Annotated in this window: 12 protein-coding genes and 1 pseudogene; 9 read left to right on the forward strand and 4 right to left on the reverse strand. The window is 47.3% G+C overall.

Features of this window, described 5'->3' with window-relative positions:
* Positions 1 to 307: 307 nt before the first annotated feature.
* On the reverse strand, positions 308 to 1,216 hold the full coding sequence (gene rarD / locus EJO50_RS08890; protein WP_125973440.1) for an EamA family transporter RarD: 909 nt from the start codon (positions 1,214 to 1,216) through the stop codon (positions 308 to 310).
* A gap of 470 nt (positions 1,217 to 1,686) precedes the next feature.
* Between rarD and EJO50_RS08895 the strand changes: the two genes are divergently transcribed.
* The 6 genes from EJO50_RS08895 (at position 1,687) to EJO50_RS08920 (ending at position 8,632) form a co-directional block, all read left to right on the forward strand.
* Positions 1,687 to 3,561 carry a B12-binding domain-containing radical SAM protein gene (locus tag EJO50_RS08895; protein WP_206434513.1) on the forward strand — a complete coding sequence of 625 codons (1,875 nt, stop codon included), beginning with the start codon at positions 1,687 to 1,689 and terminating at the stop codon, positions 3,559 to 3,561.
* Between the two features lie 590 nt (positions 3,562 to 4,151).
* Entirely contained in the window at positions 4,152 to 5,159 is a 1,008-nt protein-coding gene (locus tag EJO50_RS08900; RefSeq protein ID WP_125973442.1) for a methionine ABC transporter ATP-binding protein, read from the forward strand.
* Positions 5,159 to 5,833, forward strand: coding sequence for a methionine ABC transporter permease (locus EJO50_RS08905; RefSeq protein WP_125973444.1), 675 nt, complete (start codon positions 5,159 to 5,161; stop codon positions 5,831 to 5,833). Before EJO50_RS08900 ends, EJO50_RS08905 begins: the two co-directional genes overlap by 1 nt.
* 83 nt (positions 5,834 to 5,916) lie before the next feature.
* Positions 5,917 to 6,690: a MetQ/NlpA family ABC transporter substrate-binding protein gene (locus EJO50_RS08910; RefSeq protein ID WP_125973446.1), complete on the forward strand. Its 774-nt coding sequence runs from the start codon at positions 5,917 to 5,919 to the stop codon at positions 6,688 to 6,690.
* A gap of 342 nt (positions 6,691 to 7,032) precedes the next feature.
* Complete coding sequence (locus EJO50_RS08915) at positions 7,033 to 8,238, forward strand: cupin domain-containing protein (protein ID WP_125973448.1); 1,206 nt, start codon at positions 7,033 to 7,035, stop codon at positions 8,236 to 8,238.
* A 52-nt stretch (positions 8,239 to 8,290) separates the two neighbouring features.
* The gene (locus EJO50_RS08920; protein WP_125973450.1) at positions 8,291 to 8,632 is read left to right on the forward strand and encodes a zinc ribbon domain-containing protein YjdM; all 342 of its coding nucleotides are present in this window, start codon (positions 8,291 to 8,293) and stop codon (positions 8,630 to 8,632) included.
* A 68-nt stretch (positions 8,633 to 8,700) separates the two neighbouring features.
* On the opposite strand, the gene argJ is transcribed toward EJO50_RS08920, so the two are convergent.
* Entirely contained in the window at positions 8,701 to 9,930 is a 1,230-nt protein-coding gene (argJ, locus tag EJO50_RS08925) for a bifunctional glutamate N-acetyltransferase/amino-acid acetyltransferase ArgJ (RefSeq protein ID WP_125973452.1), read from the reverse strand.
* A 317-nt stretch (positions 9,931 to 10,247) separates the two neighbouring features.
* Between argJ and EJO50_RS08930 the strand changes: the two genes are divergently transcribed.
* Together EJO50_RS08930 and EJO50_RS08935 are read left to right on the forward strand one after the other, a co-directional pair.
* A complete protein-coding gene (locus EJO50_RS08930) occupies positions 10,248 to 11,192 on the forward strand; it encodes a DegV family protein (RefSeq protein ID WP_125973454.1) in 945 nt (314 codons plus the stop codon).
* 352 nt (positions 11,193 to 11,544) lie between these two features.
* Positions 11,545 to 12,459 (forward strand): 5'-nucleotidase, encoded by a 915-nt coding sequence (locus tag EJO50_RS08935; RefSeq protein ID WP_125973456.1) that lies wholly within the window; start codon positions 11,545 to 11,547, stop codon positions 12,457 to 12,459.
* 20 nt (positions 12,460 to 12,479) lie between these two features.
* Here the strand turns inward: EJO50_RS08935 and EJO50_RS17740 are convergent.
* A pseudogene (locus EJO50_RS17740) lies at positions 12,480 to 12,608 on the reverse strand (methyl-accepting chemotaxis protein); the annotation flags it as partial.
* 455 nt (positions 12,609 to 13,063) lie between these two features.
* Here EJO50_RS17740 and EJO50_RS08945 point away from each other — a divergent pair.
* Positions 13,064 to 13,921 carry a DMT family transporter gene (locus EJO50_RS08945; RefSeq protein WP_125973458.1) on the forward strand — a complete coding sequence of 286 codons (858 nt, stop codon included), beginning with the start codon at positions 13,064 to 13,066 and terminating at the stop codon, positions 13,919 to 13,921.
* A gap of 80 nt (positions 13,922 to 14,001) precedes the next feature.
* Here the strand turns inward: EJO50_RS08945 and EJO50_RS08950 are convergent, their stop codons facing one another.
* Positions 14,002 to 15,132, reverse strand: a complete 1,131-nt coding sequence (locus EJO50_RS08950) for a hypothetical protein (RefSeq protein ID WP_125973460.1) — start codon at positions 15,130 to 15,132, stop codon at positions 14,002 to 14,004.
* Between the last annotated feature and the right edge of the window lie 11 nt (positions 15,133 to 15,143).

Consider the following 15,143-nt stretch of genomic DNA (forward strand, 5'->3'; position numbering starts at 1 on the left):
AATCCAATTGCAATTTTGGCCAACTTTTGACTGTAATCTGATAAAAAACAATTATCAGATTAATTACTTTTATGGTTTATTTTAAATAAATCATAAACAGATTTAAATTACACAGTATATAAATATAAGATTAAACAAATGTCAGAATACGCGATTAACTCTGTTTTATAAAAAATAAAACACACTTATCAGCACCAGCATGGCGCTGTCTATAGAGGCTGATTAGCTTTTAATTGACAACACACATAAGTTTTTTTTAATTTGCCTAATACGTATAAACCCGGCATATGCCCACGCTATATATATTCTAAACCGCCTGATCCGCCAAACGGCCCGACTTCCAATAGTTGATCAGACCCGCTGCAGAATAAATAATCAGAGCCGTCCAGATCAGTGAAAAGCCGATCATACGATCCGTTCCAAAAGGCTCCCGATACAGCCATACCCCCAGTAATAATTGCAAACTAGGACCGATATACTGGATGACTCCCACAGTAGCGAGCTTCAGTGTTCTGGCCCCCGAGGCAAACATCAAAAGTGGCAGGGCTGTTACAACACCTGCACCCATCAATAAAGCATCAATACGCCAGCTGATATTCCCCAGCGCGCCCTGCCCATGAAACTGAAACCATAATAGGGCAGACAGCGCAAATGGGGCCATTAGAAACGTCTCTAGAGCAAGTCCTTCCAAGGAAGGCAGGCTGGCCCTTTTACGCAGTAAGCCATATACCCCAAAACTCAGGCCTAAACAAAGTGCAATCCACGGCAAAGTACCTGCGGCAATGGTAATCCACAGCACACCCAAGGCCGCCAGCCCCACAGCAAAACTTTGCGAGCGCTTAAGCTGCTCGCCCAGAAACAGCCTACCCAGCAAGACATTAATCAGCGGATTGATAAAATAGCCCAGGCTGGCATCCACCACGCGGTTTTCATTCACCGCCCAGATATACAACAGCCAGTTAAGTGACAGCAGCAGTGACGACAACGCAAATACACCCAGCACACGAGGATTTTTAATACTGGGCAGGAGCCAGCTCCAGTTTTTTTGCAGCATTAAAATCACCGCCACAAAAACACCAGACCAGACAATACGGTGCGAGATAATTTGCAAAGCATCAATGCCATGCAAAGATTTCCAATACAGTGGAAACAAGCCCCAGATAATAAAGGCCAGCACAGTAAACAAAACGCCACGTGATGTATTGGGGGTAGACATAGAAAAACCAGAAGAAAGCGCCGGAACTGCAGCAAAGAGCTACTTTAATGGATAGCAGATTGCGTACTCAAGCATAATTACGCAACAAACTGTAGCTTTAAAAGATTAGCCCCCTAAAATCTGCAGGTGCAGTAATCAATAAGAACATAGATCACTCAAAAAAACCTAAAGCAAGCTTGTGCCATTCAAAGATTAATTAGCTCAGCCACTAACTTTTCCCTCCTCTGCCCTGGCGGCTATAAAAAAAGGATGCTCGCAAAATGAAATAAGCACCCATGGTTTAGTTTTTCTCTGTGCTCTTATTGAGCTCTGTCTCTGCAGAGCTTTTTTGCCCTTAGCTATCACTATCGATAGCAAGCCGCAGGCGGGTTACAATGGCAGGTTGCGGCTGTCAGTCTGTGCTGGCAACCGATTTACCCTATCTGGATATTGCTATGCCTACGCCCCGCGTGCTGTCTGTTATCCCGCCAATGACCCAGCTCAATACTCCCTACCCTTCCACCGCCTATATCACCGGTTTTTTGCGCTCCAGAAATATCGATGCGGTGCAGGAAGACCTGGCGCTGGCGCTGGTGTTGAGGCTGTTTTCCAAGCAGGGTTTACTGGAGGTTAAAAACTGTATCGAAACCCTGCCGGTGCGTCATCGCAGCTATCAGGTGCAGGCTTTTTATGAGCAATTTGATCTCTACCTCGCCACCATCGGCCCCGCCATTGCCTTTTTGCAAGGCCGAGATTCCACCGTGGGCCACCGAATTTGCTCGCGCCAGTTTCTGCCTGAAGGTTCGCGCTTTGAATCCTTAGACGTGTATGTGGACGACGAAGGGGGCGACCCGCTGGCCTGGGCCTTTGGCGCGCTGGGTATGCAAGATAGAGCACGGCATCTGGCAACGCTGTATCTAAACGATATTTCTGATGTATTGCGCGATGCGGTCGACCCGCGTTTTGAATTTGTGCGCTACGCCGAATCGCTGGCATCCAGCCAGCCAAGCTTTGATCCGCTAGCTAAAGCCTTAAGCGAGCCGCTGAATCTGGTTGATGCCACGCTGCTGGAGCTCACCCTGGCCTCGGTTAAAAAACACCAACCCACCATCGTCTTGGTATCCGTGCCTTTCCCCGGCGCGGTGTACGCGGCATTCAGAATTGCCCAGGCGATTAAGGCAGAGTTTCCAGACATAGTGCTGGCACTGGGCGGTGGCTTTGTAAATACCGAGCTGCGCGAAATGTCTGACCCGCGCGTATTTGATTATTTTGATTATGTAACGCTGGACGATGGCGAGCGCCCGCTTCTTGCCCTGCTCGACCATCTGGCAGGCAAACGCAGCCAGCAGCGCCTGGTGCGCACCTTTGTCCGAAACGACGGGTTGGTCAAATATATCAACTTTGTAGAGCCTGATATCGCCTTTGCCGAAGTCGGAACCCCAACCTGGGATGGCTTGCCGATTGATCGCTACCTGTCGCTCTTAGATATGCTGAACCCCATGCACAGGCTGTGGTCAGACGGGCGCTGGAATAAGCTGACGGTGGCCCATGGTTGCTACTGGAAAAAATGCAGCTTTTGCGATGTCAGCCTCGATTACATCTCGCGCTACGACGGCGCATCGGCGGCGACCTTGGTCGATCGCATCGAAGAAATCATTCTGGAGACCGGCCAGACCGGCTTTCACTTTGTTGACGAAGCCGCCCCGCCCAAAACACTGAAAACACTGGCGGCAGAATTACAAAAACGCAATCTGGCGATTTCCTGGTGGGGCAATATCCGCTTTGAAAAATCATTCAGCCCCGAGCTATGCCAATCGCTGGCCGATAGCGGCTGTATCGCCATCTCTGGCGGGCTGGAAGTCGCCTCGGATCGATTGCTGACGCTCATGAAAAAAGGCGTATCAATTGATCAGGTCGCCCGCGTCACCCGCTCGTTTACCGACGCCGGTATTCTGGTGCACGCTTACCTGATGTATGGCTTTCCCACGCAAACCGTGCAAGATACCGTCGATGCACTGGAATACGTGCGTCAGCTCTTTGCCGAAGGCTGTATTCAATCGGGCTTTTTTCACCGCTTCGCCTGCACCGTGCACTCGCCAGTGGGCCAGAAGCCGGAAGAATACGGCATCGAGCTGCTGCCACTACCCGAAGTGACGTTTGCTAAAAATGATGTGGGATTTATCGACCCAACGGGCGTCGACCACGACGCCCTTGGCGTAGCCCTGAATAAAGCGCTATACAACTATATGCACGGCATTGGCCTGGATGACGATGTGCGGGTGTGGTTCAGCGGACTTATTCAAAAGGTACCACGCACCACCGTGCCAAGAAACAAGATTGCCAGGGCATTAGCGGCTAAAGGCTAGTAGGGCCAATTAGCCGCAGATAATTAAGTGTGATGGTTCAATTTTCAGAATACGATCTTTGCACTGCATGCGGTGTAATGCTTTCAGCGATTACGCATATGCACTCCCCCCGTTTACAAGCATTTCTCAATATTACTTGTCCGGTTCGAGAAGGCGTATTGACTTAAGCCATATACATATACCAAGGCCGTATCCTTTCTAATCAAACCCGGTTTTAGCCCTGCGTAAGGAAGGTAAATTCCATGGCGGAGAAAGGCGAAGAAACAGGTATAATCCTTCGGTCTGGGTGATTGGTTTGTTGTGATATTAATCTGCCGGTTTACCACGCTAAAACACTGGAATCGCCCAGACCAAAGATACTGATTAAACGGCTCGACAGCGCCCTGTCTGGCCGTTTAATACTTTATAAGACTTAACTTAGCTGATTAAAGCTTTTGGGATTATATGTTTGGGCTTTAAAATCCCCTGCTATTTTTTTAAATCTGCCAGCCAGTTTGCACTTAAGTGATTACAGAGGAAAAAGACTAGCTTTTCCGCAGCAAATCAATCTTCAGTCCAGCAGGCTGCTGACCCACAAGGTTTGCAATACCGTGATTAAACTTGAAAATGTCAGCAAGGCATATCGGGTCGATGGACAGGATATTCCCGCTCTTGCTGGTGTGTCGTTATCGATTACAGCAGGCTCTGTATTTGGTATTATTGGTCACTCCGGTGCGGGTAAATCAACCCTTATCCGCCTGATCAACCTTTTAGAGCGCCCCACTGGCGGGCGTATTTTGCTTGATGGTGACGATGTTACCGGGCTTACTGCTTCGGGCCTGCGTGGTCTGCGCCAGCAGGTGGGCATGATTTTCCAGCACTTTAATTTGCTGGGCTCCAAAACCGTTGCTGAAAACGTAGCTTTCCCGCTAAAAATTGCCGGCGTACTCAACAAAGCACAAATCGCACAGCGTGTTAGTGAGCTGCTGGCGCTTGTTGGCCTTTCTGATCATCGCGATAAGTACCCGGCGCAATTATCAGGTGGGCAAAAACAGCGTGTTGGTATTGCCCGTGCACTGGCTAATCGGCCTAAAGTACTGCTTTGCGACGAAGCCACCAGCGCGCTTGACCCGCAAACAACACAATCTGTGTTGCAATTATTGCTCGATATTAATAAGCAGCTTGGCCTGACGATTGTTCTGATTACCCATGAAATGGACGTGATCCGCAGCATTTGCGATCGTGTGGCGGTGATTGATGGCGGCTCGATTGTAGAAGAAGGCCCTGTGACACAAGTCTTCTTGCACCCCAAGCACCCCACTACCCGCCGCTTTGTATTCGAAGCCGAGCATATTGATGAAAACACGCAGTACGATGACTACCAGCATGTAGAAGGCAAAATCGTGCGCCTCACCTTTATTGGTGAATCAACCTATCAGCCCATTCTTGGCTCTGTGGCTCGTGATTGCGCGGTAGATTTCAGTATTTTGGCTGGCCGTATCGAACGCATTAAAGATACCCCCTGTGGCCAGCTTACCCTTGCTCTAAGCGGCCGTGATGTAGATGCTGCCCTGGCACGCTTTGCCGCGACAGGAATCGATATAGAGGTATTACGTTAATGGAATTCTTTAATCAACTGACCGCCAATATCGACTGGGCAGAAATCTGGCTGGCCGGGCAAGACACGTTGCTAATGCTAGCAGGCTCCTTAGCCTTTACGCTGGTGCTTGGCCTGCCGCTGGGGGTGTTGCTGTTTTTAACCGGTAAACGCCAGCTCCTCGATCAGCCTGCGGTTTACGGGATTTTATCCTTTGTTGTAAATGTACTACGCTCCGTGCCATTTGTGATCTTACTGATTATCATGATCCCGTTTACCGTACTGATTGCAGGTACCTCACTTGGTGTAGGCGGAGCGATTCCGCCTTTGGTCGTCGGCGCAACCCCTTTCTTCGCCCGCCTGGTTGAAACTGCACTGCGCGAAGTAGACCGTGGCATTATCGAAGCTACCCAGTCCATGGGAGCCAACACCAGACAAATTGTATTTGGCGCCTTACTGCCTGAAGCACTTCCGGGTATTTTAGCGGCCATTACGGTAACAGCGATTACCCTTGTTTCCTATGCTGCCATGTCAGGTGTTATCGGTGGCGGCGGCCTGGGTGATCTGGCAATTCGCTTTGGCTATCAGCGCTTTCAAACCGATGTAATGGTAGTCACGGTAGTCTTGCTGCTGATCCTGGTACAGATTTTACAAATGACAGGTGATCATTTAGTAGCGCACTTCAGCCGTAAATAAACCCAGAACAACTTAACAATACCTTCAAACCTTAAAACACGGGCTGCTTTTTCCGTGTTTACCTTTTCAGGGAAAAAACCTTTATGAAAAAGATAATTGCACTACTGGCTGCGGCCTTAGCTTTCAACTCCCAAGCCGCAGACAAGCTCACAGTTGGCGCAACCGCCGTTCCTCATGCCGAGCTGCTGGAATTTGTAAAACCACAGCTGGCAAAAGAAGGCGTAGAACTGAAAATCAAAGTATTTACCGATTACGTGCAGCCTAATATGCAATTGGCAGAAAAGCGCCTGGATGCTAATTTTTTCCAGCACAAACCTTACCTGGATGAATTCAATAAAGGTAAAGGCACTCACCTGCAAAGCGTGGCACTGGTTCATGTAGAGCCGTTTGGCGCTTATTCAAGCAAAATAAAATCGCTGAAAGATCTGAGCGAAGGCGCAACCGTCACCATTCCTAACGATGCCACCAATAGCGGCCGGGCACTCTTGCTGCTGGAAAAAGCAGGTATTATCAAGCTAAAAGACAGCAAAAATATCCTCTCTACCACCCGCGATATCGTAGAAAATCGCAAGAAGCTCAAATTTCGCGAACTGGAAGCTGCCACCCTGCCACGCGTACTAACTCAGGTTGATTTAGCCCTGATCAATACCAACTACGCCCTTGCTGCCAACCTTAATCCAAGCAAAGATGCACTGGCTATCGAGGGAGCGCAATCACCTTACGCCAATATCCTCGTAGCCCGCCCGGATAACGCAGCCAGCCCGGCCATGAAAAAACTCATCGCAGCCTTAAATAGCCCATCTGTCAAAGCATTTATTACAGAAAAATACAAAGGAGCGATTGTTCCAGCGTTTTAATGCTCAAATAGCATTCCCTGACAAAACCCCAAGCTACAAAGCCTGGGGTTTTTTTACGCCCTTTTTTAAAAACGATCTGCCCTTAAACCAGGCCTGGCTACAAATCAAGAATCAATCGGCTTGAATCGGCTTGCCGTGCCCGAAATCTGCCCCTCATTTCAGCAAACGCAGATCAAGCCCACAAAAAGTAAGTTTTTTGTAAATATTTAACACAAATACTTACCAATAGTTAACTGTATCTTTCAAAAAAATAAAATATCAGCTAAATTTCTCACTTTTTAAAAAAACTTAAAACTACTCCACACTTAAGCTCTAAGTGAAAATAACATTTGAGAGATTAAAATGAAGCTCGCTAATGCACATCAGCAGGTACAGCATCAGATCCATAGCTCGTTTGAAGGCAGTAATACAGCCAGGTTTCCAGTAAAAGGACAGGGAACCATATCTGTTCTGCCCGGCACGCCCGATCCATTTTCCATTGAGCTCAAAAGTGACAATGGCCATATCATCTGCCTTGAGATTAAAACCTACGAGATTTGTCTTCTTTATAACGGCGCAAAGATTGCCAGAGAATCAAACATAGGGCTCAACCCGGAGGAAGAGATCCAGCCCCATTGGCTCAGCCTGGATAGCAATAACCAACGGATTCGCTACGGCAAGGGTGAAATGCTGCGCACACTCATGCTATTTGAATACAGCTGGGAAAAAGCATCAGACCAGCAGCTCGATACCGCAGAAATCCATATTATTGAGATCCAAAGCGCCGGGCCGAGCAAGCTGCAGCTTCACTCTATCCCTGTCAACCTTGATCCATCCCCGCATATCGCAGCGATGGATTCTGTCACGCTGGAACTACTGGCTGAAAACAAAATCAGCGTCATTTCCGATCTGCCCGAAGCCTGCCAGCGCCTTTATTCAAATATTGCCGGCAAAAATATCAACTTGCGCCCAGCCGACTTCCCGGACTTCCCCGAAGCGATCCAGCATTCCATCCTGACGCCCGGTTGCATTTGCTACAAAAAACTGGCCGAAAAATCAGGTGAGTTTGGTTATTTGCGCGTCACTATTGACACCAACCGGGGAGATTCCCCCGGCCAGCCCTATGTATTGGAAATATGGCCAGCCGGCAATGGCTCTCCCATTCATGATCATGGCGATGCATGTGCGGTGATCAAAGTGCTATACGGGCAAATTCAGGTATCCTGGTTTGCTACCCTCAGCCCGCAGCTTTTAACACCATGGGGAACTGTCATTGTTCAAACTGAAGAAGTCACCTTTCTGACGCCGGATTATTATCAGGTTCATCAATTATTTAACCCCAAACCCAGGGGAGATCAATTTTGCGCAACAATCCAGTCATATCGCTACGAAGCCAATAATACCCAGCACTATGAATACTTTGATTACATTGAAGATGGGCAGATTAAGCAGTTTGACCCTGATTCTGACTGGAACTATCTAGACTTTAAAGCAAAAATTCGTGAAGAGTGGCAAAAGTCTGCAGGCACGGCAAAAGAGGAGCAAGCTCCCTTGCAAGGCCTTAAATGATGGCAGCTGTTATAATCCGGCCAATCTGAATCAACTCTGTAGAAAAAATATCATGGCTCATATTCCGGCTTGCCCGCAATGCACATTAGAAAACACCTATCCGGATGCAGAAAACTACATCTGTGCAGACTGTGGTTTTGAATGGCCTATGCAAGAAACGGCCAGTGATGACGGTGACGACAGCATCGTTAAAGACGCCAACGGCACTGTGCTGGTTGATGGCGATGCGGTTGTATTAATTAAAGATTTAAAAGTAAAAGGCACATCCACCGTGCTGAAACAAGGCTCTAAAGTGAAGAGTATTCGTCTGGTATCCGGCGGAGATCATGAAGTAGATTGCCGCATGGATGCAGGCAACTTTATGCTGAAGGCTTGTTTTTTGAAGAAGGCTTAATACGGGGGAGATAGGGAGTGGGGAATCGGAAAGCCTGCCCCTGCTCCCGAGTCCCCACTCCCAGGCTTTTAACTACGATAATCCGCATTAATTTTTACGTAATCATAAGAAAAATCACAAGTCCAGATCGTTGCAGATTCATTCCCACGGTTTAATTTTACAGTGATACTGATTTCAGATTGCTTCAGCACGCGCTGACCGTTTTCTTCCTTGTATCCCGCATAGCGACCACCGTCTTTGGCCACCAGCACGTCATCCAGCCACACTTCCAGCTTATCCACGTCCAGATTTTCAACCTGCGAATAACCAATTGCACAAAGAATACGGCCCAAGTTTGGATCAGAGGCAAAGAAGGCCGTTTTAACCAGTGGCGATCTGCCAATGGCATAGCCAACGGCTTTACATTCTGCGCGATCAATACCGCCTTCCACATTAATCGTAATAAATTTAGTTGCGCCTTCGCCATCACGAATAATCGCTTTAGCCAGCGTCTGGCTGATTTCTAAAATAGCATCGCGCAGAATTATAAAATCTGCACTGCCGGTATCAGCCACTTCGGTGTTACCCGCTTGCCCTGTGGCCATCAGAATAAAGCTGTCATTGGTGCTGGTGTCGCCATCCACCGTAATCGAATTAAACGAACGATCTGCAGACCAGCTGACTAACTCTTGCAGCACGGTTTGCGATACGGCAGCGTCCGTTGCCAGATAGCCCAGCATCGTTGCCATATTCGGGTGGATCATGCCCGCACCCTTGCTGATACCAGTCAGGGTTACGGTTTTACCGTCAAGCACAATTTTCTTACTCGCAGCTTTGGGTGCCACATCCGTAGTCATGATGGCATTGGCTGCCTCAAACCAGTTAGCCGGTTTTAGATCGCCAATAGCCGCATCCAGCGCACTAATAATCTTAGCAGCAGGCAACGGCTCTAAAATTACGCCGGTAGAAAACGGCAGCACTTGCGCCGGGCTGATATCCAGACGTTCGGCCAGAGCAAAACAGATTTCTTTAGCGCGCTCATAGCCATCCAGGCCTGTACCTGCATTGGCATTGCCGGTATTCACCACCAAAGCACGAATCTCACCCATGTCAGCAAGATGGCTGCGACAGATGCGCACAGGCGCCGCGCAAAATTTATTCAGCGTAAACACCCCGGCAGCACGGCTGCCCTTAGCTAACCGCATCACCAGCACATCTTTACGGCCTGCAGTTTTAACGCCTGCAGAGGCAATACCAAGCTCTACCCCGGCAACAGGGAAAAGCTGGCTGGGATCAAGTGTAGGCAGATTAACGGGCATGACAGGAATCTCCGTGCGGTGCAAAAGCGGTTATTGTAAATCACCTGCGCATTGCTACTGGAGAAAATATAGGGACTAAATTTAGCGCAGGTGAATTGGCCTTGATTTAAAAAGAAAATTCAAAACCCATATACTACAAAAAAGTACTTACAAATAGCTGATCTCTATACGGGTTTATCCCTGCAATAGATATTAAGATTATGGTGATATAATCATGTGCAAACATTTATAAATCATGTTTTTAAAATACTCTGCCTTATTTTGAACAAAGGCCACATAAGACGGTCATTCTAAATCATGTCCTTGAGAAGATAATAATGCGTATTGGCTTAGTAACGGATTCATGCTGCGATTTGCCCCGTGATTTTTTAGATCAACATCAGATTGTCATTTTGCCAATTACTATTCATGGCTATGACGGCACGTTTATTGATAGCCGGGACCCCGTTGCCACGCGCAATTTTTATCGCCACCAAGCAGAAGCAGGTGTCACTAATTTTGAATCAGAACCTTTCTCGGTAGAGCAAATCCGTGAATTGTTTTTATCCCGCCTTGTTTTAGAATTTGATTCAGTATTCTGCCTGACAGTAATGCAATCTCGCAGCCAAATTTTTAATCACTGCACTCAGGCTGCCAGAGCGATTATTACCGAATACCGCCCCATTCGTGAGCAGGCTAATCTAACCAAGCCCTTTACATTGCGCGTTTTTGATAGTGCCAATATTTTTGCGGCCCAGGGATTAGTTGTGGCTGAAGTTGCCCGTTTAATTAGCCAGCAGGCTTCCAACTCGGAAATCACCAAGTACATTGAACGCTTAACACAGACTACACAGGGCTTTTTAATGCCTGCCGATTTAAGCCAATTGCGTCATCAGGCAAGGCGTAAAGGCGATAAAAGTGTCGGCTTTTTATCCTATGCCCTGGGCAGTGCACTAGATATTAAGCCGGTTGTACGGGTTTATCGCGGCGAAACCACATCAGTTGCACGTATTCATGGCTTTCATAACGGCGTAGAAAAGCTCTTTTTGTTTGCCCAAGCCCAGCTGGAACGGGGCCTCTTTGCCCCCACCATTTGCGTCAGCTACGGCGGCGATCCCGCTGTCGTAGAAAACATGCCTGCCTATCAAAAATTAAAACAGGCCTGTAAAAACCATGATGTGCAATTACTGCTTGGCGAAATGGGCACCACCGCAGGGGTGAATATTGGCCCTGGCGGAGTGGGTCTTGCCTTTGCATCCGAGATTGAAGCGGTGCTGGATTAGAGTGTTTGATGCGGAAAAACCCGGCTAATTCAAAGCACCCATTCTCGAAAGGCTCAGAAATACGCAGCCATAATCAACCTCCATGGCAACACCTTGCCAATCTGCACTGCAGCGCTGGCGGCACCTGCTGGCGCTCTTCAAAAGTAATCAATCACAGAACTTTGCTCAATAACGAAGAGTCGATTTTGGCCTTAGCCAGTTTTGCCGTAAATTTACCGAGCTAAAAGGCCTCTCTCCCGCACGCTATCGCAAACAATTCCGACTACCCAAGCCTCATAGCTAACTTGCAAAAAATAATCGTAGCACTTACATTTTTGCCTAAGTTCAATCCCTCCTCCCAAAAAGAAAACCCATGCCAGCATCGTTAGACGGCCAGTTAGTTATTGCCATTTCGTCCCGTGCCCTGTTTGATTTTGAAGCCGAAAATCAAATTTTTAATAAAGCTGACGATCTACCCTATATGGCTTTGCAACTTGAAAAGATTGATGAGCCCGCTGTGCCCGGCATGGCCTATTCACTGGTCAAAAAACTGCTGGCCTTTAATAGCCCGGCGCATCAACGGGTAGAAGTAGTGATTCTTTCCCGTAATGATCCGGTCAGCGGCTTGCGGGTATTTAAATCCTGCTATGCCCACGGCCTGCCATTACTGCGCGGTGTGTTTACCCGTGGGCGCCCTGCCTGGTCTTTTTTAGAGCCATTGCAGGCTAATTTATTTCTTTCTGCAAACGAGGCCGATGTGCGCGATGCACTGACAGCTGATTTTGCTGCGGCACGGGTTTATCCAAAATCGGCCAGTACCGAGCAGCACCCAGATGAAATTCGCATCGCTTTTGATGGTGATGCCGTGCTGTTTTCGGATGAAGCCGAACGTGTTTACCAGCAGGATGGCCTGCATGCTTTTCAGGCACACGAAAGCGCCAAAGTTCAGCAGCCTTTGCCACCCGGCCCGTTTAAATCCTTTTTACAAGCCTTGCACCGCTTGCAGCAAGATGCTGGCGACGCACCGATGAAAATCCGCACAGCCCTTGTAACAGCCCGCAGCGCACCTGCGCATGAGCGGGCGATTCGCACCCTGATGAGCTGGAATATTCAGGTTGATGAAGCTTACTTTTTAGGCGGCTTAGAAAAAGGCCCTTTTCTTAAAGTATTCGCACCTGATTTATTTTTTGACGATCAAACCGGCCATTGCGACTCAGCAGCCAGCGTTGCACCAACTGCCCATGTGGCAGCGGGGATTTCTAACACAAAATCCACCGCAGGCAGCTAGATGATGCCAATTTACGCACTTCATCGCCCCGCTTTCCCGGTGCGGGCCGCTGCCAAGGCTACATTTAAAGCCAGTGTATTTACCTGATCCGAAATACTGATTTCAACCGATAGAATGAATTCAATATTCTGGCTTAATTTAGCGAATTCATTAGTTGCCTGCTCATATTATTTATTTCACCAGCCATTTTATAGAATAGAGAACCCAAACCACACTGCTCTGTTTTTTATGATGGTGATGATTACAGCGGTACTTGCAAGCGCCCTGAAGTCTGGTTTGCCACATTTAAAATCAATACCGTATTTTATTTTACTAACACCAAGTTACTTTTTACTTTACCAATCGCAATCTGCATAGTTTATAAAAAAACAATTAAACTCTTTTAAAATATAGGAAATTTTATTATTCACTATAATAGACAAACAACTGGTTAAGCAGGTGACTTTAAGCACTTGGCGATTAAAAAACCAAGAAGCAGCATGCGCATCACTTTACCGATGATAGTCGCTATTACTGAATCATCGAGTGTAAAAAATCATGATAATACAGCTTACATACTCATAAACAGTTAAAATCTGCGCCTTTATTTAAAAGGATATAATTCTTGCCCTATCTCGCCTTTATCACTGTTGTCTGGGCATTATCATTTAATCTTATTGGCGTATTTTTAGCAGGCCATGTAGACAGCGATTTTGCCGTACTTAGCCGCGTTGCGATTGCAGGACTGGTTTTCCTACCTTTTACCCGCTGGACAGGTATCAGCAAGGCGCGCAAATTGGGCACAATGGCTGCAGGTGCGCTGCAATTTGGCGTAACCTATTTATGCCTCTACCGGTCATTCCAGTTTTTAAGTGTGGCCGAAGTTTTATTATTTACTATTTTCACGCCCATTTATATCACCTTGCTTGATGATTTATTGCAAAAGCATTTTAATCCCCGTGCCTTAGCTGCGGCCCTTATTGCCGTATTGGGCTCTTTAGTAATTCGCTATAACCAGATTGACAGTAATGCTTTGAATGGTTTTTTATTATTACAACTGGCCAATATCACCTTTGCCGCAGGCCAGGTTGGCTATCGCTATTTAAATAAGTATCATCCGGATCAACAACCGCAATCAGCAAGCTTCGGCTATTTCTTTTTAGGTGCACTGCTTGTTGCTCTGCCTTCATTTTTAATTTTTGGCAATATCAGCAAATTACCTCAGCATATAGAGGAATTCGCCGTATTAGCCTTTTTAGGCCTTGCCTCATCAGCCTTAGGCTTTTACTGGTGGAATAAAGGCGCTTGTTTAGTAGATGCCGGTACTTTAGGTGCAATGAATAATATGCATATTCCGGCAGGGCTGATAATTAATTTAATCTTCTGGCATCAAGCGCAGGATATACCACGTTTGATCATTGGCGGGGGAATTATGCTGCTGGCGCTATTGATTAATAAACCGGCATGGCAAATAAAAAATTAAAATAATGCCAGCGCGCCATGCCGGCTGAATGCTTATTCAGAATCACATCACCCCGCATGGCATCAAATAAACGGCCCTGTTTACCAGCCTAATATTGCAGGTATTTGCTTACTATTGCCCTGCCACTGCCCGACAAGCTGATTCCCTTTGATATTTAAACTAAGTTTTGCCTGATCTTTCTCTGCGACCTGCTCGATCAGCTCTAGCGTTGCACCTTTTTTCATCCCACGTAAAGCAATCACTTTACGGTATTTATCATAAAAATAGACGCCTGAAAAAGAGCCGTCACCATTAGGAATTTCAAGCCGCATCGTAATCGCTGCACTGCCTATTTTTCCATGTAAAACCTGAGCAAATAGCGAATCTGCGGGTACTGCAGCAGCCTGTCCCAGCAAAAGAAACTTGCCATAGGGGTTAAGCAAGGCAGTTAAATCCTTGGGCAAAATCGCCAGGCTAATGTCACCCACATCGTCTAAAGCACGGTTTACATGTGCGCTACAGCGCCCTGTCGTAAATACGGCTTTATTCTGCGGCAAAGAAAAACGTGCATAAGAAAGCACATCTTGCTGAGGGCTGCTTTGTTGATTTTCTTTTTCCCTCTCAAGACAGCGCTTATTAAAATCAATTCGCTCATCGATATCGGCTAAATCATCGGCCTTAGCTTTTTTACGCTTTAACTCCGCCTGTTGCCGCTTTAAGGATTTAATTTCCTCTGAATAGCTGCGCTTACGCTCTACCAGCACCTCTTTTGCCACCACAGATAAACCACCTGGAGTAAACAAGTCGATGGCACTCAGTGCTCTGCCCGTTGCGGCATCAAAGCTGTAGCTGCGCACATAGGCTTCGCAATAAGCACCACAGCCTTCCGCCTCAATATCCAGCGAGAGGATACGTCCATCATTGCGCTGCACGTTAAAATCCAGTGATGCCATGCCATTCAGCTCGCCACTACCTTCAGTAAGGGGAAAGGTTTTTCCGGATTTAAGTGGCGTGGCGATGCCGATCACCGCTAAATACAAAGCATCATTGATCCTGCTTGCTACATCGCTCCCGCCAGCAACATACGGCATTGTAATAGCTCCCTCTGCCGGAGCAGAAGTGTAAGCAGGTGCTTGTTTTAGCGTATTGCTTGTCATCGTACGGGATTCAAGCTGCAAAGGGCCAGCCAGGGCATGGGTGCATAATAATAAAAGAAAGAGAAAACGCATCATTCATCCTTTCA

The organism is Iodobacter ciconiae, assembly GCF_003952345.1.
GTDB classification, from domain to species: domain Bacteria; phylum Pseudomonadota; class Gammaproteobacteria; order Burkholderiales; family Chitinibacteraceae; genus Iodobacter; species Iodobacter ciconiae.

Excerpts from the sequence above, each read along its gene's own strand:
- EJO50_RS08935 (WP_125973456.1), top strand. The coding sequence starts at position 11,545 with ATGCCAGCATCGTTAGACGGCCAGTTAGTTATTGCCATTTCGTCCCGT.
- argJ (WP_125973452.1), bottom strand. The coding sequence starts at position 9,930 with ATGCCCGTTAATCTGCCTACACTTGATCCCAGCCAGCTTTTCCCTGTT.
- EJO50_RS08915 (WP_125973448.1), top strand. The coding sequence starts at position 7,033 with ATGAAGCTCGCTAATGCACATCAGCAGGTACAGCATCAGATCCATAGC.
- EJO50_RS08920 (WP_125973450.1), top strand. The coding sequence starts at position 8,291 with ATGGCTCATATTCCGGCTTGCCCGCAATGCACATTAGAAAACACCTAT.
- EJO50_RS08895 (WP_206434513.1), top strand. The coding sequence starts at position 1,687 with ATGACCCAGCTCAATACTCCCTACCCTTCCACCGCCTATATCACCGGT.
- rarD (WP_125973440.1), bottom strand. The coding sequence starts at position 1,216 with ATGTCTACCCCCAATACATCACGTGGCGTTTTGTTTACTGTGCTGGCC.
- EJO50_RS08930 (WP_125973454.1), top strand. The coding sequence starts at position 10,248 with ATGCGTATTGGCTTAGTAACGGATTCATGCTGCGATTTGCCCCGTGAT.
- EJO50_RS08905 (WP_125973444.1), top strand. The coding sequence starts at position 5,159 with ATGGAATTCTTTAATCAACTGACCGCCAATATCGACTGGGCAGAAATC.
- EJO50_RS08910 (WP_125973446.1), top strand. The coding sequence starts at position 5,917 with ATGAAAAAGATAATTGCACTACTGGCTGCGGCCTTAGCTTTCAACTCC.
- EJO50_RS08950 (WP_125973460.1), bottom strand. The coding sequence starts at position 15,132 with ATGATGCGTTTTCTCTTTCTTTTATTATTATGCACCCATGCCCTGGCT.